At 59.5% G+C, this 21,108-nt stretch carries 23 protein-coding genes and 1 tRNA gene; 9 read left to right on the plus strand and 15 right to left on the minus strand.

The genetic code is table 11. The annotated features are described in order from the left end of the window. Positions 1-42 precede the first annotated feature (42 nt). A complete protein-coding gene (locus M3465_RS00235) occupies positions 43-4,761 on the minus strand; it encodes a type ISP restriction/modification enzyme (protein WP_249500826.1) in 4,719 nt (1,572 codons plus the stop codon). Positions 4,762-5,047: 286 nt separating this feature from the next. Then, positions 5,048-5,296 (minus strand): helix-turn-helix domain-containing protein, encoded by a 249-nt coding sequence (locus M3465_RS00240; protein ID WP_249499698.1) that lies wholly within the window; start codon positions 5,294-5,296, stop codon positions 5,048-5,050. A gap of 126 nt (positions 5,297-5,422) precedes the next feature. Here M3465_RS00240 and M3465_RS00245 point away from each other — a divergent pair, with 126 nt between their 5' ends. From M3465_RS00245 to M3465_RS00275, 7 genes are all read left to right on the plus strand, one after another. Next, complete coding sequence (locus M3465_RS00245) at positions 5,423-5,692, plus strand: hypothetical protein (RefSeq protein ID WP_249499699.1); 270 nt, start codon at positions 5,423-5,425, stop codon at positions 5,690-5,692. Continuing rightward, on the plus strand, positions 5,680-6,096 hold the full coding sequence (locus tag M3465_RS00250) for a hypothetical protein (RefSeq protein WP_249499700.1): 417 nt from the start codon (positions 5,680-5,682) through the stop codon (positions 6,094-6,096). Before M3465_RS00245 ends, M3465_RS00250 begins: the two co-directional genes overlap by 13 nt. After that, positions 6,093-6,260 carry a hypothetical protein gene (locus M3465_RS00255; RefSeq protein ID WP_249499701.1) on the plus strand — a complete coding sequence of 56 codons (168 nt, stop codon included), beginning with the start codon at positions 6,093-6,095 and terminating at the stop codon, positions 6,258-6,260. Before M3465_RS00250 ends, M3465_RS00255 begins: the two co-directional genes overlap by 4 nt. Beyond that, the gene (locus M3465_RS00260; RefSeq protein ID WP_249499702.1) at positions 6,257-6,754 is read left to right on the plus strand and encodes a hypothetical protein; all 498 of its coding nucleotides are present in this window, start codon (positions 6,257-6,259) and stop codon (positions 6,752-6,754) included. The genes M3465_RS00255 and M3465_RS00260 overlap by 4 nt, the downstream gene beginning before the upstream one ends. Positions 6,755-7,180: 426 nt before the next feature. Next, a complete protein-coding gene (locus tag M3465_RS00265; protein ID WP_249499703.1) occupies positions 7,181-8,107 on the plus strand; it encodes a hypothetical protein in 927 nt (308 codons plus the stop codon). Positions 8,108-8,226: 119 nt separating this feature from the next. After that, complete coding sequence (locus tag M3465_RS00270; protein ID WP_249499704.1) at positions 8,227-9,030, plus strand: metallophosphoesterase; 804 nt, start codon at positions 8,227-8,229, stop codon at positions 9,028-9,030. A gap of 144 nt (positions 9,031-9,174) precedes the next feature. Next, complete coding sequence (locus M3465_RS00275; protein WP_249499705.1) at positions 9,175-10,083, plus strand: endonuclease domain-containing protein; 909 nt, start codon at positions 9,175-9,177, stop codon at positions 10,081-10,083. 137 nt (positions 10,084-10,220) lie between these two features. Here M3465_RS00275 and M3465_RS00280 read toward each other — a convergent pair whose 3' ends face one another. The 6 genes from M3465_RS00280 to M3465_RS00305 form a co-directional block, all read right to left on the minus strand. Then, positions 10,221-10,478 carry a hypothetical protein gene (locus M3465_RS00280; RefSeq protein ID WP_249499706.1) on the minus strand — a complete coding sequence of 86 codons (258 nt, stop codon included), beginning with the start codon at positions 10,476-10,478 and terminating at the stop codon, positions 10,221-10,223. Positions 10,479-10,862: 384 nt separating this feature from the next. Further along, complete coding sequence (locus M3465_RS00285) at positions 10,863-11,738, minus strand: endonuclease NucS domain-containing protein (RefSeq protein WP_249499707.1); 876 nt, start codon at positions 11,736-11,738, stop codon at positions 10,863-10,865. Beyond that, complete coding sequence (locus tag M3465_RS00290; RefSeq protein ID WP_249499708.1) at positions 11,735-13,045, minus strand: type II toxin-antitoxin system HipA family toxin; 1,311 nt, start codon at positions 13,043-13,045, stop codon at positions 11,735-11,737. Before M3465_RS00290 ends, M3465_RS00285 begins: the two co-directional genes overlap by 4 nt. Beyond that, complete coding sequence (locus M3465_RS00295; protein WP_249499709.1) at positions 13,045-13,290, minus strand: helix-turn-helix domain-containing protein; 246 nt, start codon at positions 13,288-13,290, stop codon at positions 13,045-13,047. Before M3465_RS00295 ends, M3465_RS00290 begins: the two co-directional genes overlap by 1 nt. Positions 13,291-13,374: 84 nt before the next feature. After that, the gene (locus M3465_RS00300; protein WP_249499710.1) at positions 13,375-14,637 is read right to left on the minus strand and encodes a plasmid recombination protein; all 1,263 of its coding nucleotides are present in this window, start codon (positions 14,635-14,637) and stop codon (positions 13,375-13,377) included. Positions 14,638-14,705: 68 nt separating this feature from the next. Next, positions 14,706-15,503: a helix-turn-helix domain-containing protein gene (locus M3465_RS00305; RefSeq protein ID WP_249499711.1), complete on the minus strand. Its 798-nt coding sequence runs from the start codon at positions 15,501-15,503 to the stop codon at positions 14,706-14,708. Positions 15,504-15,596: 93 nt separating this feature from the next. Between M3465_RS00305 and M3465_RS00310 the strand changes: the two genes are divergently transcribed. Beyond that, positions 15,597-15,661: transfer RNA gene (locus M3465_RS00310), tRNA-OTHER, on the plus strand. 37 nt (positions 15,662-15,698) lie between these two features. Here M3465_RS00310 and M3465_RS00315 read toward each other — a convergent pair. Then, positions 15,699-16,610, minus strand: coding sequence for an SDR family oxidoreductase (locus M3465_RS00315; protein ID WP_249499712.1), 912 nt, complete (start codon positions 16,608-16,610; stop codon positions 15,699-15,701). A gap of 128 nt (positions 16,611-16,738) precedes the next feature. Here M3465_RS00315 and M3465_RS00320 point away from each other — a divergent pair, with 128 nt between their 5' ends. Then, on the plus strand, positions 16,739-17,092 hold the full coding sequence (locus M3465_RS00320) for a winged helix-turn-helix transcriptional regulator (protein ID WP_249499713.1): 354 nt from the start codon (positions 16,739-16,741) through the stop codon (positions 17,090-17,092). Positions 17,093-17,187: 95 nt separating this feature from the next. Here the strand turns inward: M3465_RS00320 and M3465_RS00325 are convergent, their stop codons facing one another. Genes M3465_RS00325 through M3465_RS00350 form a run of 6 tightly spaced genes read right to left on the minus strand, consistent with a single transcriptional unit; the run spans position 17,188 to position 21,089 of the window. Continuing rightward, positions 17,188-17,385 (minus strand): hypothetical protein, encoded by a 198-nt coding sequence (locus tag M3465_RS00325; RefSeq protein ID WP_249499714.1) that lies wholly within the window; start codon positions 17,383-17,385, stop codon positions 17,188-17,190. Positions 17,386-17,394: 9 nt separating this feature from the next. Further along, positions 17,395-17,859 carry a baeRF12 domain-containing protein gene (locus tag M3465_RS00330; protein WP_249499715.1) on the minus strand — a complete coding sequence of 155 codons (465 nt, stop codon included), beginning with the start codon at positions 17,857-17,859 and terminating at the stop codon, positions 17,395-17,397. Beyond that, positions 17,849-18,061, minus strand: a complete 213-nt coding sequence (locus M3465_RS00335) for a hypothetical protein (protein WP_249499716.1) — start codon at positions 18,059-18,061, stop codon at positions 17,849-17,851. Before M3465_RS00335 ends, M3465_RS00330 begins: the two co-directional genes overlap by 11 nt. Next, a complete protein-coding gene (locus M3465_RS00340) occupies positions 18,045-18,512 on the minus strand; it encodes a DUF4112 domain-containing protein (RefSeq protein ID WP_249499717.1) in 468 nt (155 codons plus the stop codon). Before M3465_RS00340 ends, M3465_RS00335 begins: the two co-directional genes overlap by 17 nt. 44 nt (positions 18,513-18,556) lie before the next feature. Then, positions 18,557-19,519: a YihY/virulence factor BrkB family protein gene (locus M3465_RS00345; protein ID WP_249499718.1), complete on the minus strand. Its 963-nt coding sequence runs from the start codon at positions 19,517-19,519 to the stop codon at positions 18,557-18,559. A gap of 58 nt (positions 19,520-19,577) precedes the next feature. Beyond that, entirely contained in the window at positions 19,578-21,089 is a 1,512-nt protein-coding gene (locus M3465_RS00350; RefSeq protein WP_249499719.1) for a phospholipase D family protein, read from the minus strand. Between the last annotated feature and the right edge of the window lie 19 nt (positions 21,090-21,108).

The raw sequence follows: 21,108 nt of genomic DNA on the forward strand, positions 1-21,108 counted from the left end.
AACGGCGTCTCTCGGCCCCAAAAAATCTGTAAGGCCCCCGAGTCATGCATCAATCTCCAACTTCGGCAGCCCCCGCACGATCTCCATCGTCCGCAGGCTGACCGTGATCACGCGCTGGAACAATTCCAGCGGATAGGCGGGGTTGCCGACGGTCTCGACGGCGTAACGGTTGGTGTCGTTGACGATGTCGCTGCCTTTCTTGGTCTTGGGGTTGTTGCTGTCCTTCAGCACGGCCTGCCGTTCCATCACCCATTCCAGCGCGGGCTTGCCGTTGACGACATAATCATAGGCCGCCAGCGGAATATCCTGCATGGTGATGTTGGCGTTGTAGATCACCGTCGATTTGTCGAGGTTCGGGCGCTTGCCCGCGTGCTTCATCTTGGTGACGCGGTAGAAGGCCTGCGGATCGTCGATGACCCAAGTGTCGGGATGGCCCTGCTTGAAGGTGACGGGGTAGGGTTCGACCGTCTCGTAGCCCACATGCAGATCGGCCAGATCGCGGCCCGCCTGCGCGAAGGCGCGGAAATCCTCGACCTTCTTCACGCAAGGGATGCGGGGCAATTCCTTGGTCAGGTTATCGGCGTAGCGGGCGCGATATTCCTCGGAATGCAGAAGGCCATAGGTATAATAGAAGACATCCTCGCGCGTGATCTGCTGGCCCGGATAGGCCGCTTGGAAATGGCGCAGGCCTGCGTCGGTGATGCCATCTCGGCGGGCGGCATGATCCGCGCCCGAAAACAGGTCATCCGCGCCGGTATCAGCATCGTCGTAGATGTAGAGCGGGAAGCATTGCGAACCGCTCATATCAGCGGCGTGAAGGCTTGGGATACAATCCGTCATCAGCGCAGAAACCGATCCGCGCGCGCCGGGGCTCGACATGGCGATCACGCGGTTGGGACTGTCGGCATCGGGGAACAGGCGCGGGATCTGATAAACCATCTCGTTCAGGCGGCGGCTGAAATACAACCACTCCTTCCCGAACGGGCGATAGATCGACGGCACGAACTGGCCATCCTCGATCGACAAGGGTTTGCCACGGCCATGATCCGCCAAAAGCGCCCGTGTCCAGCTTACCTGCCTCGGATCACCCAACAGTTTCGGCGCTGGCTGGCCTGCATCCTGCGCCTGCCGTGCCTTGGCCAGCTCATCATTGTAGGTGTCGATCATCGCCCCAATGTTGCGCTCAAGATCAGCGCGAGAGCGGTTGTAGCACCACGCATCCCGCTGGGTTTTGACCCCTGCGGAATAGGTCTCGAACAATGTCTCGGCGGTCTTGTCCTTCTTGTCCCCGATCTTGATGAACTGATCGAAAGACGCATCCCGCTGGTTCAACCAATCCCCGTGTTCGTCGGGTTCGATCTGGGTCCAGCCATCGGCTTCGGCAATGCCGCGTGTTGAGCCGAAGTCGCGAATGATCGCCAGCTTTTCCTTTTCTTCAAGGTAGTCGCCAATGTCACGGTAATGGATGCGGCCGCAATGTGCGGCATCGGGATTGCGGACCAGAACCGAGATCGCAACAGGGGTGCGCGTGCCCGCGCCAAAGACATTGCCCTTTTCCTTGCGACGGCGTTCGCCGGTCAGGTGCGCATCCCCTCGCAAATTGAAGATGTAGAGGTCGGAAAATTCTTTGGCGAAGCTCTTGCGTACGCCGGTTGTGGCGTTCCCGTCCAGCCAACCGCCATTGGTCACGAAGGCTACAACGCCGCCGTCATCGCCGATCCGGTCACTAGCCCAGCGAAAGGCGCGCAGGTAGCTGTTGTAAAGGCCGTTCTTGTTCTGCGCATCGGTCAGTGCGGCATAGGTGTCGCGGATGCGGCCATCCAGCGTCGGGTAGTCCACATTGGCATTGTCGTCATTGGCGCTGTCCTGCCCCTTGGAATAGGGCGGATTGCCAAGGATCACGCGGATATCTGTCGCCTTCTGCCGTTTGCGCCGCTCCGAGTTGTCGGGCATGTAGTGCGAGATCAGATCATCGCTTTCATACATCTGGAAGGTGTCGGTCAGGCAGATACCCTCAAACGGCACATATTCCCCGCCCTGAAGCCCATGATATACCGCCTCGATGTTGATCGCGGCAATGTAATAGGCAAGCAGCACGATCTCGTTGGCGTGGATCTCGTGGCGGAATTTATGCTCCATCTCCTCGGGCGCGATCAGCCCCGACTGCAAGAGCCGCGTGACGAAGGTACCCGTGCCGGTGAAAGGGTCCATGATATGCACGCCCTCAGATCCCAGCGTCTGGCCAAACTCGGCTTGCAGCACATCGTTGACCGAATGGATGATGAAATCGACGATCTCGGGCGGTGTATAGACGATGCCAAACTTATCGGTGGTGCGCGTGAAGGCCTTTTTGAAAAACTTCTCGTAGAGTTCCTTGATCAGATTCTGTTTCGCCGCCGGATCGGTGATGCCTTGGGCACGGCGCTGCACATCGGCATAGAATTTGTCGAGATCTTCGGATTCCTTGTCGAGATTGGCTTCGTCCAAGACATCCAGAACCCGCTGCATGGCGCGGGAAACGGGGTTTTCGGAAGTGAACTGGTGGCCCTCGAACAAGGTCTGGAAGACGGGTCGCGTGATGAGATGTTGTGCCAACATCTCAATGGCATCTTCGCGAGACACGCTTTCATTCAGATCGTCCTGAAGCTCTTCGAGGAAGGCGGCGAACGCTTCACTCGCACGGGTGTCAGGCGCGTCCAATAGACTTTTCAGGCGTGTGATGTGGTTACTGGCAATCTCGGCAATGTTGCCCGCCCAGTCCTCCCAATAGTCGCGGGTTCCGCATTTCTTGACGATCTTCGCCATGATCGCGCGTGAGAATTCATCGACTGAGAAAAACATTTCGCCCTGCACCGGACCTGTTGCCACAGGATCGCGTCCCGGTGAGCCAATGCTGGCGGTTGCAGGTTGCGATCGCGTTGGCAGATCTTCAACAACGGCCGTCACCGCAGCCAGTTCGGCACTTTGCGACGCAGTGATACCAACGATTTCAACCTTGTGGCTGATATCCTGGCCCAGAGAGGCTTGGTTGATCGTGGCCCCCATTCCGTCTTCGTCATGGGCACGCAAGGCGTTCAGAATCTGCCAGACGACGCGATATTTATCGTTGTCGGCAAGAGCTTCTTCCGGTGTCTTGCCGTGCGGGATACCAACCGGCAGAATGACATAGCCCATTTTCTTAGTATCGGTCTTTCGCATGACCCGACCGACCGATTGCACGACATCAATTTGGCTTTTGCGCGGGTGCAAGAACATGATCGCATCTAGTGCTGGCACGTCCACGCCTTCTGACAGGCAACGCGCATTGGTCAGGACACGGCAAGTATGATCGGGCGTATCAGCTTTTAGCCAATCGAGCAGGCGACCGCGATCCTTGGCATTGAATGTGCCATCGACATGCTCGATCTCGCAACGCAGGCGGTCATCTTCGTCAGCATCATCCAGAACAGCATCGTCCCCGAGGAACTCATCAACGACAGCGGAGAATTCGGTTTCGATTAGTTTTGAGCTTTTGATGTCCTTGCAAAAGGCCAATGCGCGGCGCATCGGATGCGGATCGGTGGAAACATCGGCCTGCAAATCGGCTTTAGTCAGCGCCTTGTAACATCCCACGATCTTGGTGGCATCGTCGAGCCGCAGCTCGCTTCCGCCATCCATCAAACGCTTTTGCACGCTATCCGAAACTAGCTGCTCATCCATGGCCAGCACGATGACCTTGTAGTCCGTCAGCAAGTTGTTCTGCACCGCCCATGAGAATCCGCGATAAAAAAACGTTTCCCCAAACAGATCCGGCCGATCCATCGAGCACAGTTCAGCACCGACATCGTCAGCTTTGGACTTGGCGTTCTCACCGAAAATCCGAGGCGTCGCGGTCATGTAAAGGCGTTTCTTGCCCCGGATGACGCTGTTGTCGTGAACCTTGACGAAATTAGAATCGTCTTCGCCCACCAACGTGACGCCGGTTGTCCGGTGCGCCTCGTCACAAACGATGAGATCGAATTCTGGAAGCCCGTGATCGCGCTGGGCGTCAGCGATAACCTGAATCGACTGATAGGTCGCAAAAACAACCGTCATCTTGTCGGAGGCGGGATGCAACACCCCCTCGGCAAGCTTGCGCGGATCCGTTGTCGCGGGGAATGCAAGATCAAGCACGTCGATCTCGGCAACGTCATCAACTCCGACGCGCCTCTTGCCAACCTGCGTATCCGAGCAAACGGCAAAGGATCTTAGCGGCGTTTCCGTGTCCGCCGTCCATTCCCGAACGGTCTGTGCCATCAACGCCAAGGAAGGCACTAGGAACAAAACCTGCGCACCCATCCCCGCCAAATCTTCCGCTATTTTGAGGCTGGTGAAGGTTTTACCTGTCCCACAAGCCATGATCAGCTTGCCTCGATCCGCGTCTGTCAACCCGACGCGAACATCGCGAACCGCTTCCTCTTGATGCGGACGCAAGCGCTTTTTGTCGGCCAGAACGACCTTGCCTTGATCACCGAAGTGCTCCCAAATTATCGGGCTTTCTTGCAGATCATTCAGACCGATGCGGATAGTCGGAATGATCTGGCCACGGATCATCGCTTCAGCATTTTCGCTCCAAGGCTTTTCTGTCGTGTCGATGACGACGCGGCGTTTGAACGGATCTTTGCCGGACGCCGAGATAAAGCTGTCGATGTCCTCTTTGCGGATGCGATAATCCGCGTCATAAAACTTGCATTGGATCGCTGCGAAGCCGTCCTCGTCGCGCAGCTTCGCAACGAGGTCTATGCCGGTGTCGCGGCTATCCCAATCGTGCTCGAGCGCCCATTGGGTATAAGGTTTGACGTCGTAATATTACTCCACCTGAACTGGGTCATGCGCGAGAAATGCGATCGCTAGCCGCTCGAAATAGGTTCCTTTGTCGCGTTCCGTACGCGCAGCGGTTCGGTATGAACTCAATAAATTCTGTAACGACATCTGCTCGTTGGCCTCAGTATGTTATTCGTGAGCAGGATTCTCCCCTACCACTCATATTTCTAGCGGTGACGGCAAATCGAATCCACCAGTGATTGTGTCACTCACCAAGCTCAGCCCGCGCCACAACATCGAGCACCGCATGACCATCGCAGCCGATGGCGCTCACGATCTGAACGAATTCGACGACTTCCACTTTACGTTCACCGTTCTCGTATTTCGCTACGAAGGACTGAGGCCGCTCGAGGCGGATCGCCAGTTCGGTCTGTGTCAGCCCTGCGTCGAGCCGCGCCTGCTTCAGTGCCGCCATGAGGGCCAGATGCCCCGGGCTGCGCAAGGTTCTTCCCATGTTTTGAACTCCGAATAAATCCGGAATTCGGATAATCCTACTTGAGGATTATCCCATTTCGGGTTACTGCCTTGGTGTTTTCACACCAAAATGCTGAGTAGCCCCATGCCCCAATGCCCCCACTGCATGACCGAGATCCACGAAGAGGCGCGCGTTTGCCCGTCCTGCGGCGCGAAGAAGGGTGTTCTGGGCGCAGGGTTCACCGGATACGACCTCAAGGTGCGGGCGGGCGTTGTGGCGGCGATCGGCTTGCTGCCGCTTTTGGTCGGCCTTGGCTTTCTGATCAACGGCGACGCGATGGGGTTCAAAATCGTGGGCAGTCTTTCCTTGCTGCCTTTCGGCCTCGCTGCATGGATCTTCATCGCTTCGGAGGGAAAAGAAAAATGGTATCGCTGATTTTGGATAACCCAAAGGATGTGGAACGGCGGCTCAGGGCGCTGGTGCAGCCGCTCCTTGAACCAAACTGGATCGAATATGTGGCTGAACCACAGACCGTCGAGGACAACGAGCGCGCCGCTGAGGTGCTGGACCTGCTGATCGACATTCTGGAAGACAGTGCCATTGGTATCCGGCGCAAGCTAGTTCCGGCAGATGAAATCCTCGAGTGGTCGAGCCCGCGCAAGCTCAGCGCCCCGGCGAACGGTGCGGCATTCGAGCTGACGGCAAACCCGGAGGGCGGACTGAACATCCGGATTGGTTTCGAGGACAAGACTTATGTCGAGCACGGACTCACACCCGAAGCCACCGCAACCCTGATCCACTGCTTCGCCAATCTGCGGCTGGCCAGCCCTTACCGATGACTGTCCCGCGTGAGCAGAAACATACCTCGTTCTACATCAGCACTGAGGGCCACAAGGCGCTGCGGATTGAAGCTCTGAAACGTGGCATCACCATGAGCCAGTTGATCATTCAGGCGCTGGCCGAGGCGGGCGTCGATATTCCTTCGGAGGATCTGAAACCATGAAGGCTGTTCTCGCTGCCACGCTGATCGCGCTCGCCTCCCCAGTCATCGCCGAAGGCTGGTATTTCGAAGCGTCTCTGGAAGGCGGGGCCGAATTCTGGACATTCACGAATGCAGCGGGCGAAGTCAGCCCTCTCCGCGTGATGGGCGATGAAATCTGGATCATCCGCTCGGACGAAGTGAATGAACTGGGGCCGGACGGGTCTTGCACCTTCGACAACTGCGCCGTGAAGCTGATGCTGGGCGGGCATGTTCCGGCAGCGCGGGAGCGTGTGCGTATCACCTTTTCGAACGGTGAGACACTGGACTTCGAAGCACGCGGCGGCGAGATCCTGTTCGACAATTATTCCACCGCAGGCATGGGCGCGACCGCGCTGTTCGCGAACAACATCCGCGCGGCGGAATGGGTCGAGATCAGCTTCGGCGGGCGCTCCCACCAGTTCAGCCTTGAGGGAACAGCCAAGGCGCTGGATGCTATCCAACCCTACCTTCAATAGGCGCGTGATGGCGAGATAGGGCGATAGTGCCATGCCGTCCTGCCGGGTCTGATCGGAAATTCGTTGCGACAAACTGAGCTTAGAGAATACATAGTCATTGGCAGCACCTAAGCCGTTGAAACAATTTATTTCTGAGGGAAGTCTTTGAATAGGAACCTGATCGTTGACGTAGACGCGTCCTCCTGGCCGTCTCCCGGAAATCATCCCGCATTTCCGAGTGCCTTTCACAGGGGCTCTGCGCCGTGGGATATGAACTTTCCTGCGATGCTACTCATGATCGGGTATTTGACCACCCCCACAACATCCACGGGCGTCTCCCTGAGCGAGTTTTGGGCATGGGTAAGGTACTTATCTGCGATCACGCCGGATTCGGATCTTAGGCTCACGAGCAGTTTTTCGGAACTTGATTCCCACCAGAAAACAATCTTGAGCGACGACTTCGGTATGGGGGCACCTCTGCTGTGGCTGAGTGAACGCTTTGACTTAGACCGAATAGTGGATGGGCGCTATTTCGTTGAATTCCTGGCACCAAGGTTAGGGGCGACACAACGAAGAACGGCCAAGCGTGGTCCGAATAAAACCCCGGATTTTGTCGCCCGTGATGCCACTGGCGTATGGCATGTGATCGAGTGCAAAGGAACGCAATCGGGCTTGGAATACAGTACGCGACAGCTGGGGGCAGCAGGCCCTCCGCCTTCGGGTGGGATAGCTCAAAAACGATCCATCGTGTTTCCCGCCGGGCATACAGGACAACGCCTTGTCAGCGGACTTCAAATTGGTGTCCCGAACGGTGCACCAAGCAGCCTGACCATCGTTGACCCCAAGCCAGATGAACCGTTTCGGGTTAATGAGGCGGAGATGACACTTGCGGATGATGCTGCAACAAGATGTGTCGTCTCAAAGGCCTTGCGCCAAGCGGGCTATGAAACCACGGCCGAAGCGATGGCCTCTCCGCATGATAATGTCTTTTTCGCGGAACGCCGTGCATCCAAGACGTTCTCGGATGAAGCGGCTGAAACTGAGCAGCGTGATGAGCGCGCCCGCGAAGAGCTCGGAAGCAGAGAGCGCACAATCCAGTTCGCAGAAAACTATGTCGGCCGCGAAAGGCAGTTTCTGTTGCCGAGACCCGTGCTCGTTGGCGATATGCCTGCCTACCGCGTGATCTTGAGGCAAGGACTACGAAAAGAAACCATCGACGAAATGCAATCACAACCGAGCATAGAAGGCCTTGTGTCGGAATCCGGGTCCAGCTGGGCATCTGAACTGGGAAGAAACGTGAGCAAGGGCAGCGAGGGCTTTGCATCTATGACCATCGGCAAAATCTTTCGTTCAGAGATAATTCTGGAAAGATAGTTGTTTACATCGAGGTCAGGCCAAGTCGTTTCAAGCAGGTTGGTAAACAGTTCAGATCGTAAGATGGGTTAATAAAGGTGCGAAAGCACTATCGCACCAACGCACTACGGAGGCGTGTGATGGCGCGATTTCTGGTCTGGAGCGACCTGCATGACGAATTTTGGGGCGGCTTCGATTTGCCCGACCTGTCCGCGCCGGTGGATGGGGTTCTGATCGCTGGCGATACGCACACGCTGGGACGACATCTGGAGATCCCTGCGCAGGCCGCGCGCAAATATGGCTGCCCGGTCGTAGTGATCTGGGGAAACCATGAGCCCTATGGCACGGTCTGGTCGGAACTGCTGGCCGAGGAGAAGCACCAGCTTGCAGCTTTGCGCGGCGAAGGACTCGATATCCGCGTGCTGCATGGTGCGGCCACCGAAATCGCGGGCGTGCGCATCATCGGCGCGACGCTCTGGACGGACCTGCAACTCTCCCCCGAGTTCGACGACCTCGCGCGGATCATGGTCTCGGCCTACATGCAGGACTACCGCGCCATTCGCACCGCGCCCGACACCTGCTTTACCATCGACGACATGCTGGATCGCCACGCGCAGGACAAGGATGCAATCCTCGCCGCCCTGCGCACCCCGCACGACGGCCCGACCGTGGTCATGACCCACCACCTGCCGCTGCGCGAACTGATCACCCCGTGGCGCACCATCGGCGGCCATGAGAAGCTCGCTATGAACAACGGGTTCGCCAGCGACCTCTGGGATGAGATCCGGGGCTTCGACATCGACACATGGATCTGGGGCCACAGCCATGAGGGGGAGAGCCGGGCGATCAAAGGCGACCACGGCCCGATCCGATTTGTCACGAACCAACGGGGGTATCCGGTGGAGGGGAATGAGTTCGATCCTGCCTTTGTGCTTGAGGACTGACCGTAGCGGGATAGGGCGATAGTGCTATCGCACTATTGGGCTGTGACTAAACATAACCCTTTGATCTTCTTAATAATGACACAAAGCCAAAGCCTATGTCATCCTAACTGTAACCTTCATTTCACTGAAAGAAATGCCTCTACGATGAACCTTCCCTTTCGTATTTTGGCGACATTTCTTTGCTTCTTGCTGGGCTTTATCTTTCCTTTCAGTTTTGCGCTCGCGGCCCTCATTGCGTGGTCCATCTATGAGGACATCACTGATCCAAGTTCAAAGGAGCCACCCAGACCCAGCAAGCTGGAAACGCTGACCACAGACGACGAGGACTGGCACCGATATTTCCAGCATGCTTGCGAATCTCCGGCGGAAGTCGCCTTTCTCGACGCGATGGTCGCAGCCTTTAACCTTACGCCTGAAAAAGGCCGCTTGCGCGGCAGCGGGTTGACCTTGCAGATGCAGGTGCCGGTCATGAATTACCGCCTCGATTTCCTGATCGACGACGGCCTGATCGTCGAGGTCGATGGCGCAAAATGGCATTCCTCGCCCGAAGCTATCGAGCGCGATGCCGAACGAGACAAAGCGCTTGCTGCGAAAGGATATGAAATCCTGCGCATTCCCGCAAAAGTCACGCTTTACAAGCCCGAAGCCGCCATCAAGCAGGTTCGCCAAGCGCGTTCAAACTGGCTGGCCGGCAAAGCTCAGGCGCGCGCCAGCCGCGCGCAAGGGTCGGATGGAATGATTGCCGATCACAAGCAGCTCACGCATGTGCCCAAATTTGGCATATCGGGTCTCGTAGCCTCCGTGGAAAATGGTCTCGACAGCTTCACCGCAAGCATGAACAACATCAGCACGGAACTAAGACAGTTCAATGAGCGCGCGGAAAAATGGGCTGAAGAAGATCGCAAGCGCGTGGCCAACAAAGCTGAAGATCGTAGGCGGCGGCTTAAAGATGAGTTGGATGCGGATCCGGAGGCCCGAAAAATCTATGACCAGTTGATGTTAAAAATGGAGGGTAGAAAAAAGGAGCGAGAGCAAAAGCGGAACTCGCGCTGACGCCCGCCTGAAACCCCACAATCGCTCGATCCTTGGCGTCTCGCTCATGTGGATTTTCAGGCTACCGTTACGCTTGCCGAAACCCGCCTGACATCGCCCCTCAAACGGCAGGGGAAGGTGGGTTTCAGTAGCTGGGATCACCAGTAATCATCGTGAGGCTTTCCCGAGACCGGCCAAATCAGCGCATCAGGATCGGGGGCCTTCAATGCTGCCCGCTCAGCCGCTTTGGTCCGGCGTCGCATTGGCCGTTTGTTCACGATGATGTGGTGCCAGCGCGGGCTATGATCCCACCAATGTACCTCGTGGTCGTCAATACCAAGCCGACGCGCCAACCCCTTGGCGGAGTAATCCCGCCCGGATGTCGCGCGCGGACGTTTACGTTTGTGATGAGCCATCGTCCGGCTCCTTACATGTAGTTGCATACCTACATGGCGCGGCCCTCCTTTGTCGGGTTGGGTTGGTTTCGCACGAACAGATAGCAGCAATCGCCACCAAATTCACCGTTGTTCTCGCTCTGATGTTTCCAGCGCTCCCCCGCCCCGCAGGGCGCACAACTTAAGCGGAGCGGTCCGGCTCGCCGGATAAGTGGTAGTGCGTTACCACTTAAAAAGTGGGAATGTAGGTCATTATGGATCACATTGATCTAAATCCAGAACTGGCCAGAGATGATCGCTTGGCTGGTCGATCATCGCGCGCGGCTTGAGGCGGCAATTTCCGAAGACCTCAAAGCCGCCGCGCGGAAGTTGAGAACCATCGCGATTGAGGAATGAACGGCAGCGCTATGCCACCCGGCGCAGGGTCACAGGCCATTCGATCTCATAGGCGGCGATCCCTGCGCGCTGTGCAGCCTCACGCACCGGCGCTGATATGCGCTCGGCGATCAGCACACCTTCCAGCTTCCCGAAAGCAAATTCGTCCTGCTGACCAAGCGCCAGCAGATAGTCCTCGACCTGTCGCACAGCACCCACATTGGCCTCGGCCCGCTTGATCTCGACCACCAGCCAGTCACCCGATTGCAGATCCTGCGCCAACACGTCGATCCGGCGGGAATTCAGCCCGCCATCCACGGGGTATTCGTCCTGTACGACAACATGGCGCTTAGCGAACGGCGTTTCCGACCATTGGTTCAGGATTGCCCGTTGAATCTCGTATTCAGTAGCAAATCCAGCATGGCTGCGCTCAGCGCGCCCCAAATCGAGAACCCGATGGTCGAACCCGCGCAAGGCCGCAAGGGTTGGCAAGACATGCTCGCGCGAAACGACCAGATGCCCAGCCCCTTTGTTGCGCTTCTCAAAGGTGAAGGGCAGCCCCAGCTTCACGAACTGTTCGTGGTATTTTCCGTTGAATACCCCATGGCCGAAATCACCACTCGCGGGCCGAATCGTGTCTATGGCCAAGGCCCATTGCTGATGCTCTGAAGGTGAGAACGCCAAATAGACAACGCCGCGCCGGTTCGGCCAGCGCGCATTGCGGCGCGGATGATCGGTGCGGATCATCCAGTTCAGGCCCGCCACCATTGCCGCCCCTACAAGCTCGATCACGGGAGCGGACAGGCACCAATCGCGCGCCACATAAGCCTCCTCCCCCTGCCGAACGAGAAGCCCTTCCACAATCTCTTCCAGCACGATCCCGTTGAGAAATTCGAGCTTGGTCATTCCGCGCCCCTCCCCTCCTCGACAATGAAGGATGCCGCGCGTTGTCTGACACCTTCTGCGATGATCTGCGTCAAAGCCATGGGGAAGTCCGGGGGCATACGCTCAACCGTTTTCTCAATGGCAGGCTCAATTCGTTTCGCGATCTCCGCTAGCACCTCTTCCGCCAGCGCCACACCGAACCCCGCTACCTTGGCCGCTTGCAGGAAATGGCGCGGCACGACCTCATTGATCCGATAGTGCCCGCCCACTGACATGGCGAGGCGCATCCTGTTCTTGCGGATCTGACCCTCATCCACAGCCTTCTGCGCGCTCAACACATCGTAGAGCGGCGTCATACGGAAGCCGCCGGGGCGAAGCGCGATGCTGAAATTCTTGGCGTGACCGTCCGTCGCTCCTAGGAGCCAGAACAACATCTGAGCTTGAAAGAAGGCGCGCTGATCGGCCAGCGCGTCATCGCTGCCCGCCAGCAGGCCAATGCCCTCGGTTATCCCCGGCCCGCCATCCATCTGGTATTTTTGACTGGGCGGCACCGAAAGCGCCTGACAGAAATCCTCCTGCGGCAGGCGGATCAGCCGCCCGTCTGCGGTCCAGCGCCGGTCAAACCGCGTGACAACAAGGCTGCGCACATTCTCAAAATCGACGATTTCAACCTCCGCCACATCCGCCCCCATCACGCGGCAAAAGGTCATGCAGAAGAACTCGTTCTCGACGCTGTCCGACAGGTTGATCCCGTTCGGAAGCACGCCGAGCTGCGTTTTCAGGATATGGGTCGTGGGCGTCAGGCCCGAGGGTCGTATCCATTCACCATCGTGGCGCAGCAAAGCGGTTTTCTCCTGCGCGCCCGCAATAGAAATGCGGAAATCATCGTCTTCATCGAGGCCAAGTGGGGCGCTCGCCAGATTGCGCAGCATGGCAGCGATCTGGGCATCCGTCACTGGTTCACCTTCCAACTCGCCCACTTCGGGCGCTTCACCCGAGACGAATTGCAGCGCCCCCACACAGTCGCGCCCGATCTTCTCCAGCATGTGCCAGGCATCGGTGCCGCCCGCACGCACCCGTGCTGCCACACGCTCGCGGATCGCCTGATTGTCGGGCAACAGGTTTTCCAGATAGGCAATGACCGGTGCGCCCTGATGCGCCTCCTCGCGCAAGGGCAGAGAGAGGGAGATCGGCATGGCATGTTCCCACGCCAGCCAACCTGGATCATAGGCGAAACTGATCGCGCCGGAGCTGGCGAGGCGCAGATGACCCACCAGCCGCCCGTTCAGGAGGACCTGCATCGTTCCACTGCGCCCGCGTCTGGCCATTAGAAGATATCCTCGATCTCGACAGAGCCACCGCGTTCCGCCAGCCGGAACTCCAGCCCGAGTGCCGCCATGACAGCCAGAAGCGTCGCCAGCTTGGTGCCCGCGTCGCCGTTTTCCAGCGAAGAGATCGTCGCCACGCGCAGATTGGTGCGCGCGCTAACATCGCCCTGCGTCCAGCCGCGTGCTTTCCGCGCGCGCCGGATTGCTTCGCCGATCTGTTCGGCAGTTCTGGCAGAGAGGTCCATGATGCGACTCCTTTTACGGCAGAGCGTAAACCAAAAGAAATTACGCTTCAACGTAAATTATGAGAATTTACGCCACGCCGCAAATCACTGATCAAGTCTGCGTCCATGATCGGCCAAGCGCCGATAGACTGATTCCGCCGTGCGCAAAGCCTCGGCCTCGCGTTCCGCCCGAGCCTCCAGATCGACCAGCTCTGCCGATCCCAAACACAATCGCGCCGTTGTGACATGCCATTTATGCCCACCATCCTCGCGCGTCCAATAGCGCAGAAGATGGGGCTCGACAGCCTGAACGATGCGCCGCAACAGCCGCCGCATCAGTTCCGAAATCCGCTCGATCATGTCTAGGCCAATCCCGGAGCTGCTGATTTCCTCGGTCAGTGCCGCCGCAACATAGCGATCAGAGTCCGGCTCGGCCTTGCGAAGCTCCGAGAGGAAGCGGCGTTGTTCGGGGTAAAGCCGCCCGTCGCGCTCCGCACGCAGCGCCCCACGATAGCGGCCCACGACCATGCGATGCAGGTCATAGGCTTGCTTTTCAGGTTCGCTCAGATCATCCAATAGCAGCCCGTGATAGGGGCCACTTGCTGTCTTGGCCCAAAGGAACAGCGCCTCGCTTGCGGCCTTGGCCTCGGCTTCGGCCCGCGCTGCGGCCTCCTGTTTCTCAAGTTCCAGCGCTTCCATGGCCAGCTGATGCTTATCCCGCAGCTTGTTCGCCTCAGCTCGCAGAATGTCGGCATGGATGTGTTCGCGGCGGGTCTGATCCTTGCTTGTCCCGCGCTCAATCCGCAGATCGAGGCGCTCCTTGCACCACTGGTTCCAGCTCGACTGCATCGCCTGACCGGAATTCTTGGTTTTCATCGCCTTGCGCAGATCTTCTTTCGCCATCCGCGTGGAGATCGTCAGCACCTCCTTCGCCGCCGCGTTCTTCCGGGATTTCCGCCGTTGCATCCGCGTCGGGACAACTACCAGATCGACATTGCCGCTGCCTTGCTCATCGAGATCAAAGCGAGTGTGAATGACCGAGCCTTCACCCGCCCAGCTTTCCGCCCAAGCCTTTGCTTCATCGAAAAGTCGCCGGATGCGGTCGTTCTCAGCCGAGTGCGCATCTCGCCCGTCTTCCTCCAACCACTCCCGCGACACGCCAACCAGCATATGCAGCGCAATCGACGCACCACCACGCTCGACAGCGCCTGTTTCTTCCTTGTGTCGCTTGAAGGCACCCCAGAGGTCGCAACCGCCCTCGTTGATGCCTGAACCGATTTTCGACCACGCCAGCGGATCAAGCTCGCGGACACGACGCAGTAAAGAAGTCTTGTCGAGCCGCTTGGCATGGGCCTCAATCCCACCCATCGACGATTTTCCCGTCGATCCCGCCTTCACATTTTCCGCGCGGACGAAGGACTTAAAACCACCCCCGCTCATGCCGCCGACCTCGGTTCATCGGCAAAACGCACGCTTATTGCCGTTGCCAGTTTCCCCGGCACCTCCCGGCCAGACATTCGATAGATCTGAGAAAGCTGGGCGAGCCAACCGTTGCTACCCGGCGGCTCCGGCCAGTTTCCGGGCAACAGGTAGCAACTTCTGCCCTGCTCATCACGAACCTGTCGAAATAAACGATCCAAGCGTTCAAGCCCGACCACCTGCAACCTATCATTCCATGTTCTCTCAAAGACGCCACCACCACCGGGCACCAACCGAAGCGCAATGCGGGATTGCCCCTCATAAGGCAAATCCCGCGTCAGCGCTCTTTTTTCCTTTGTTTTTTCTTTCTCTTTTATTGGCGGACATTTTTGTCCGGGTTCGCACGACATTTTTGTCCGGGTTCCGGGACAAGAATGTCCGCCTTCACGCCCACGAAGGGGGACAATTTTGTCCGTCTTTCCCGCTTCCTCTTTTTCGCGTAACTCTTGGGCTGCCTGATGCGATGTTTTGGACGGCACGTATTCGGTAGACTGCTTTTGACCATTCCCGCGCCTGATCTCGAACCACTTACCATCGAGTTCCTTGATCAGGCGTTGGATGGTCTTTTCGCTCTTAAGCCCAAGATCTTCGCAGACCGTCGCATGTGACGGCCAAGCCTTGCAAAAATTGTCGTTGTATCGGACGATGACAAGGTATGTGGCGAACTGCACGGCACGGGGGCTAAGCGACGTATCAGCAAGCAACAAGCGGAGCCATTGAAGCTGAACCTCTTTAAATGGGCGCAAATCACTCATCGCACACCTCCCTCGGAGGCGTTTACAGTTTCCTCATAAGTCCTTGATTTCCCGTCGTGAACAAAACGGGGGTGTTTACAGGGAAATCCAATGAAATCAGTGGTCGCAACCGGATTGCAAATCCGTGTACACCGGTTCGATTCCGGTACTCGCCTCCAATCCGTCCAGCGGCCCTTCCGGTTCGCGAGCAGCGGTTCAGACTGCTTCGGTGTTTCCCGCGATCCGCTCCCACGGTACCTGCGCCGCCCAGTTGGCCATCGAGACGGGCGAGACGCCAAGCGCCTCCGCGCCATTCTGCCGACCGCCACGCGTGACGTTCAGATGCGCGGCGCCTTGACCCGATAACCAGCGGTAGAGCGCCGCGATCTCGGTGCCCACGGGCGCGCCGAGCGCGCCGTTGAGGCCCGCTTCGAAGGCGTCCAGCGGCACGGCGACGTAGTGATGCTCAGGCCCGCGCGCCAGGCGGAACGCCTGCGCGAGGGCCGCGCCGTCGAGCGCGTCGGGGCCGCCGATGTCGAAGCTCTGGCCCGCAAGCGACGGATCGGAAACGGCCGCGGCCACGCAGCGCGCGGCGTCTTCCCAGGTTATCCACGAACAGCGCACATCCGCCGCCAGCGGATAGGCGATGGTTTTGTCGTTCACGATGCCCGGCGCGGTCCAGGGTGCGGCCAGGTTGCCCGCATAGATCGTCGGGCGCACCGTCACGACCGGCAGGCCGGAGGCTGCCAGCATCTCGGCCGCCGTGACCTTCACATCGACCGCCGCGACGCCCACGCGCGCCTCGGGCACCGGGGCGGAGGTATCGAACACCACCAGTTCGACCGATGCAGCCTGCGCGGCGGCGATCATGTTGCCCACGTAGCGGCGCACCAGATCGTCGTCGAAGACCAGAGGCAGCATCAGCACCAGACGGTCCACACCGTCAAAAGCGGCACCGAGGTTCGCCGGATCGTCCATATCGCCTTTCGCGATCTCGACACCCTCGGGCAGGCCGGGTGCTGTCTTCCGTGTCAACGCGCGCACGGCAAAGCCGCCCGCCAGCAGGGCATCGACGATGGGCCGCCCCTGCATTCCCGTTGCGCCTGTCACCAGAACTGTCTTGCTCATGTTGTCTCTCCTGTCCTTTGCTGACCGAAGAGATGCGCCGCGCATAGAAGAGCGTCTACTGGCGCAAATGCGTGCTGCTTACATGGGTGTAAGTTGACCGCGTTTTGGTCGGTGCGCATGAATGGATCATGGCACATGAAACGATTCCACAAACTGTCACGCCCGAACGCCCCTCCGTTCAAGAAAGCGACTGCGCGGTCGAGTCCACCGTCGCGGTGATCGGCGGCAAGTGGAAGCCGATCCTTCTGTTTCACCTGCTGGCCGGGCCGCGCCGCTATTCCGATCTGGCGCGGCTGGTGCCGGGAGCGTCGGACCGGATGCTCACCCGCTCTCTGCGCGAGCTCGAAGCAGACGGGCTGGTGCGCCGCGAGGTCTTTGCCGAAGTGCCGGCGCGCGTCGAATATTCGCTGACCCGCGACGGGCGCACGCTCGTGCCGGTGCTTCAGGCCATGTCAGACTGGGGAAGCAAACGCGGCCGGTGACGCGGTCAACCGGCCCGATATTGCCTATGCCGACTGGCATAAGACCTGCGCGGCGCGTTAAAACCGCGTCGCGACAAGTCGCTGCCCGAGTCAGGCTATTGGCTTGACACATCCAATTCCCGCTCGCCAACCTCGACATCCCCGGTGCCAGCCGTCAGGCCGGACGCGCTGCCGCCCTCGACGGAGACCTCGGGCAATGCGCCGTCATCGGTGCGGTCCAGATCGACGATGTAGAACCCGATCACCACCGACAGCGCCAGCACGACAGCGAGTATGACGTAGCGGGAATTCATGTCGGCCCGTCAGGCCTTTTCCATTTCCCGGCTGATCAGCTCTTCCACTTCGTCCAGCGGATGATTCGTCAGCACCTTGGGCACATCGAGAATGATCTTGTCCGTGACCTCCTGATGCAACTCGTCGCGCAAAGCGCTGAGCGCGGGACGACTTGCGGCGATGATCAGATGCTCGAACTTGCCTTTATGCGCGTCCTGATAAAGCTGGTCAGCGAGATCTTTGGCAAACCGCTCCTTCTCGAGCTTGTGCCAATCGGTATCCTGAACGGCGGAGCGATGCACGCTCGGCCCGTCGTTGAAGCGTCCGGGGCGATTGGCCGCCCAATCCTGCGCCTGGGGGTTCTCCTGTTCCTCCTTGCCGCGCACGACGAGGTTCATGTCCACCTCATCGCCCTTGTTGACGAGAAAGAGCGCCTTCTCGCCATCGGCGATCAGCACCCACGCATCCTGCGGCACGCCCGATTTACGAGTCATCGCTGCTATCCTCCTGTTGAACGCTCTTGGTGGCGCGGGTCATGCCCGCGGGGCGCTCATAGGCGCGCTTCTCTTCGTCCTTGGTGCCGACGACCTTGGCGATCCGGCCGCCTGCGCGACCCTGCTGGGACACTTCGCTGTCGTCGCCCAGGATTTCCTCGGTTTCGCGGCGGCCATCCTTCGATTTACGACGTTCGGGCATGTGACACCTCCTGATTGCTTGATTGTGTGACTTTGTGCTGCATCTCGGCTTTGAGCAGCGCGATATTGCGCAGATTGGCCTTGAAGCCGGCGTCGAATAGATCACCGACGAGGGGCACCGACCCGACAAGGAAATCAATCCCGCTGTTCAGGCCCATCCGCGCCAGAACACGGCGCCGGGCACCCATGCGGTAGCCTTCGTAAAGGAAATACCCTGCGGGCAACACGGTGACCGCGTCGCCAAGTCCGGGGATGAGGCCCAGAATGGAATCCCAGCCGATGCGCAAACCGATACCCGGAACGCGAAAGCGGCTGTCAAGCGTGGTGGCGATCCGTTCGAGCCGGGCCAGACGCTCCGCGCCATCGGGGACGGGCAATGCAGCCTGGCGCCCCGGAGCCGTCCCGCGGTTCGCGGGCTCGGATAGGCTATGTGGCTGGTGTTTGGCGGTCATGCGTCCCTCTGCAGCGTTGCTGAGGGGTGAACGTTTGTCGCCTGCTAGAGTTCCGTCAAATCTTCGCCGCGAACGGGGCCCAGCGTGTCGGCCTTGACCGCGCCACGTTGTCCCATCGGGCGATCCTTGCCGATGGTGCTGTCCTTGGCCGTTTGCGCCTCCAGTTCGGCATCGAGCAGCGCGCCGATCAGCACGACAAAGGCCGAAAGCCAGAGCCAGGTGAGCAGCACGATCACCCCGCCCAGCGCGCCGAACGTCTTGTTGTAATAGCCGAAGGATTGCACATAGAGGCTGAAACCATAGCTGCTCGCCACCCAAAGCGCGCAGGCCACCACCGCACCGGGCGTCAGCCAGCGCCATTTGGCCGAACGGCGATCCGGCCCGTAGCGGTAGAGGATGTTGATCCCCGCAACCCCCATGACGAAGAGGACCGGCCAGCGCATGAGCATCACAGCATCGTCGATATGCCCCGATTCGTCGAAGACCGCCGCAAGTATCGGGATGGCCGCGACGATCAGGATCGCTAGGATCAGCACCGCGATCAGGCACATCGTCAGGACGATGGTCAGGAACTTGACCTTGAAGAAATTGCGCTTTTCCCGCTCCCCATAGATGATGTTCAGCCCAGCGATCAGCGTCGCGACCGCGCGCGAGGCGGAATAAAGCGTCACGCTGATGGCAAGGAGCGCGGCGAAGCTCAGCGTCGAGTTGTCGGCATTGGCCACCTCCTCAAGCTGGTCCCAGACGATCTGCGCAGCCGCCGGCGGCAGCATCGCCGCGATCGCCTCGCTGTTGTCGATCAGCATGGACGGCTCGAGGAACACCCCGGCGAAGGCCACGGCAGCGGTGATCGCCGGAAAGAGCGAGAGCAGACCGTAGAACGCGATTCCGGCGGCAATGACACCGAGGTTCTGCGAAAATTGCTTGTACCACATGCGCATGGCCACATCGAGCAGCCCCTTGAGCGGTATGTGACTGGGATGGGTTGCGTCGCGTCCCCGGCTCATCGGCAATCTCTTTCTTGGACGGGGGTCTGCGCCCCGCCGTTTTTGACCTGGACGCGCGTCAGACGATGTCTTCGGTCACGCCGGGCAAAGGTTGTGCTGTCGCCGAAAGGGTATCGGGATCGTGGGGGACAAGAAACCCCGTTCGCGTCTCGGGCAGCCGCACACCGTTCCTCGCGACTTTTTCGGCCCAGAGCGGCTGCAGCGTTTCGGGATCGCACATTTCGGGCGGCAGGGGATCGAACCACCAGTGATCGAGGATCTTGCGCCGCACGATCCCCATTCTGTCCGGCGCGGTGATCTCCACCGCCGCTTCGGTGTCCCACCGCAGCGACCGCCCGTTCAGATTGCCCGATCCAATGAGCGCGTAATCGTCGTCGCGGATGAGAACCTTGTTGTGAACATAGACGATGGGTGAGCCGGACAGCACCGGCAAACCCTCGCGCGCGGCCATCACGGGCCGCACGGGCGAGGCGATGGTGGCCCTGTCGCCGAAGCCTTCGCGAATGACATGGAGCGCGTCGCGTTGCAGCGCCATGCCATAGCGCACATCGAGGCTGTGGGACGTCTGGAACGCCGCGTCCTCCGGCAGCGCGGGCAAGATCATCACCAGTCGCAGATCGCCGTTTCGGCTGGCTGCCTCGGCCAAAGCGTCCGCGATGACGCCGGAGCGCATGAACTGCGTCTCGATATGGATCAGGTGCCGCGCCTTGCGGAACGCCGCTAGATGCGCTTCCTCGATCTCGCGCAGCACCGTGCGCGGCGACAGGAACGGAAATTGCAGGCGTCGCGGCGCGGACAGGGTGCGCTTGATATGGCGCAGCTTCGGCGGGCGTTTGACGCCTTCGGTCACGGCAAGAAAGGTTTCCAGATGCTCCTTTGCCTCCAGCGGCTCCGGTCCGCCGCGAATCAGGACCTGAACGTCGGACCAGGTCTGATCGGCGGGCCGTGCGTGATCCGTCGTATCGAAGCGCCGCTCGTTCAGATCGAGCCCGCCGATGAACAGCGTCTCGCCGTCGATGACCGCGAGTTTCTGATGATGCGTCGCGGTTCGGAACTGCGGCGCCTCTCCTTCATTGAGCCGCACCGCCTGACGCGACAGCCGCGCCTCATCGAGCCGTCGCAAACGGCTCGACTTCAGCTTGAGCGCAACCGGCAACAACGCGATCCAGGGCAACGCGCCCGCTCTCGCGGAATGAAGCGCGGCGCGCACCGTGATCTGCCCTGCCGGGGCCTCCGTGATCTCGGCCAGCGCAACGCCCTGCCGCACCGTTTGCCATGACAATTCATGCAGCGAGGTTCCGACGACCGGATCGAAATCGCTGACCACCAGCCTAAGCTTCACGCCCCGCCCAACGACATGGGCGAGCAGATCGAACCAGTCGTCACCGATGGCGCGCGCATCCAGGCTACGCAACTTCGTGCGCAAATCGAATATGCGAAACGAGGCGTGAATTTCGGACCGCGCGTGCAAAACGGCCCGCTCGAATGCGGGCCACGTTTCGTCTGCGGTGATCAGAACGTCGAAATCGGGGAGCGTTCCGACGGTCCGTTCGGAATCAGGATCGAGCAATTCGAGGCCTTCTTGGGTC

The sequence above is a fragment of the Marivita sp. GX14005 genome (genome assembly GCF_023370775.1).
Classification (GTDB): Bacteria; Pseudomonadota; Alphaproteobacteria; order Rhodobacterales; family Rhodobacteraceae; genus Marivita.

Bases quoted from the DNA above. Each gene is read 5' to 3' on its own strand.
- M3465_RS00240 (WP_249499698.1), bottom strand. From the start codon at position 5,296: ATGGGAAGAACCTTGCGCAGCCCGGGGCATCTGGCCCTCATGGCGGCA.
- M3465_RS00245 (WP_249499699.1), top strand. From the start codon at position 5,423: ATGACCGAGATCCACGAAGAGGCGCGCGTTTGCCCGTCCTGCGGCGCG.
- M3465_RS00250 (WP_249499700.1), top strand. From the start codon at position 5,680: ATGGTATCGCTGATTTTGGATAACCCAAAGGATGTGGAACGGCGGCTC.
- M3465_RS00255 (WP_249499701.1), top strand. From the start codon at position 6,093: ATGACTGTCCCGCGTGAGCAGAAACATACCTCGTTCTACATCAGCACT.
- M3465_RS00260 (WP_249499702.1), top strand. From the start codon at position 6,257: ATGAAGGCTGTTCTCGCTGCCACGCTGATCGCGCTCGCCTCCCCAGTC.
- M3465_RS00270 (WP_249499704.1), top strand. From the start codon at position 8,227: ATGGCGCGATTTCTGGTCTGGAGCGACCTGCATGACGAATTTTGGGGC.
- M3465_RS00275 (WP_249499705.1), top strand. From the start codon at position 9,175: ATGAACCTTCCCTTTCGTATTTTGGCGACATTTCTTTGCTTCTTGCTG.
- M3465_RS00280 (WP_249499706.1), bottom strand. From the start codon at position 10,478: ATGGCTCATCACAAACGTAAACGTCCGCGCGCGACATCCGGGCGGGAT.
- M3465_RS00285 (WP_249499707.1), bottom strand. From the start codon at position 11,738: ATGACCAAGCTCGAATTTCTCAACGGGATCGTGCTGGAAGAGATTGTG.
- M3465_RS00290 (WP_249499708.1), bottom strand. From the start codon at position 13,045: ATGGCCAGACGCGGGCGCAGTGGAACGATGCAGGTCCTCCTGAACGGG.
- M3465_RS00295 (WP_249499709.1), bottom strand. From the start codon at position 13,290: ATGGACCTCTCTGCCAGAACTGCCGAACAGATCGGCGAAGCAATCCGG.
- M3465_RS00300 (WP_249499710.1), bottom strand. From the start codon at position 14,637: ATGGGTGGGATTGAGGCCCATGCCAAGCGGCTCGACAAGACTTCTTTA.
- M3465_RS00305 (WP_249499711.1), bottom strand. From the start codon at position 15,503: ATGAGTGATTTGCGCCCATTTAAAGAGGTTCAGCTTCAATGGCTCCGC.
- M3465_RS00315 (WP_249499712.1), bottom strand. From the start codon at position 16,610: ATGAGCAAGACAGTTCTGGTGACAGGCGCAACGGGAATGCAGGGGCGG.
- M3465_RS00320 (WP_249499713.1), top strand. From the start codon at position 16,739: ATGGCACATGAAACGATTCCACAAACTGTCACGCCCGAACGCCCCTCC.
- M3465_RS00325 (WP_249499714.1), bottom strand. From the start codon at position 17,385: ATGAATTCCCGCTACGTCATACTCGCTGTCGTGCTGGCGCTGTCGGTG.
- M3465_RS00330 (WP_249499715.1), bottom strand. From the start codon at position 17,859: ATGACTCGTAAATCGGGCGTGCCGCAGGATGCGTGGGTGCTGATCGCC.
- M3465_RS00335 (WP_249499716.1), bottom strand. From the start codon at position 18,061: ATGCCCGAACGTCGTAAATCGAAGGATGGCCGCCGCGAAACCGAGGAA.
- M3465_RS00340 (WP_249499717.1), bottom strand. From the start codon at position 18,512: ATGACCGCCAAACACCAGCCACATAGCCTATCCGAGCCCGCGAACCGC.
- M3465_RS00345 (WP_249499718.1), bottom strand. From the start codon at position 19,519: ATGAGCCGGGGACGCGACGCAACCCATCCCAGTCACATACCGCTCAAG.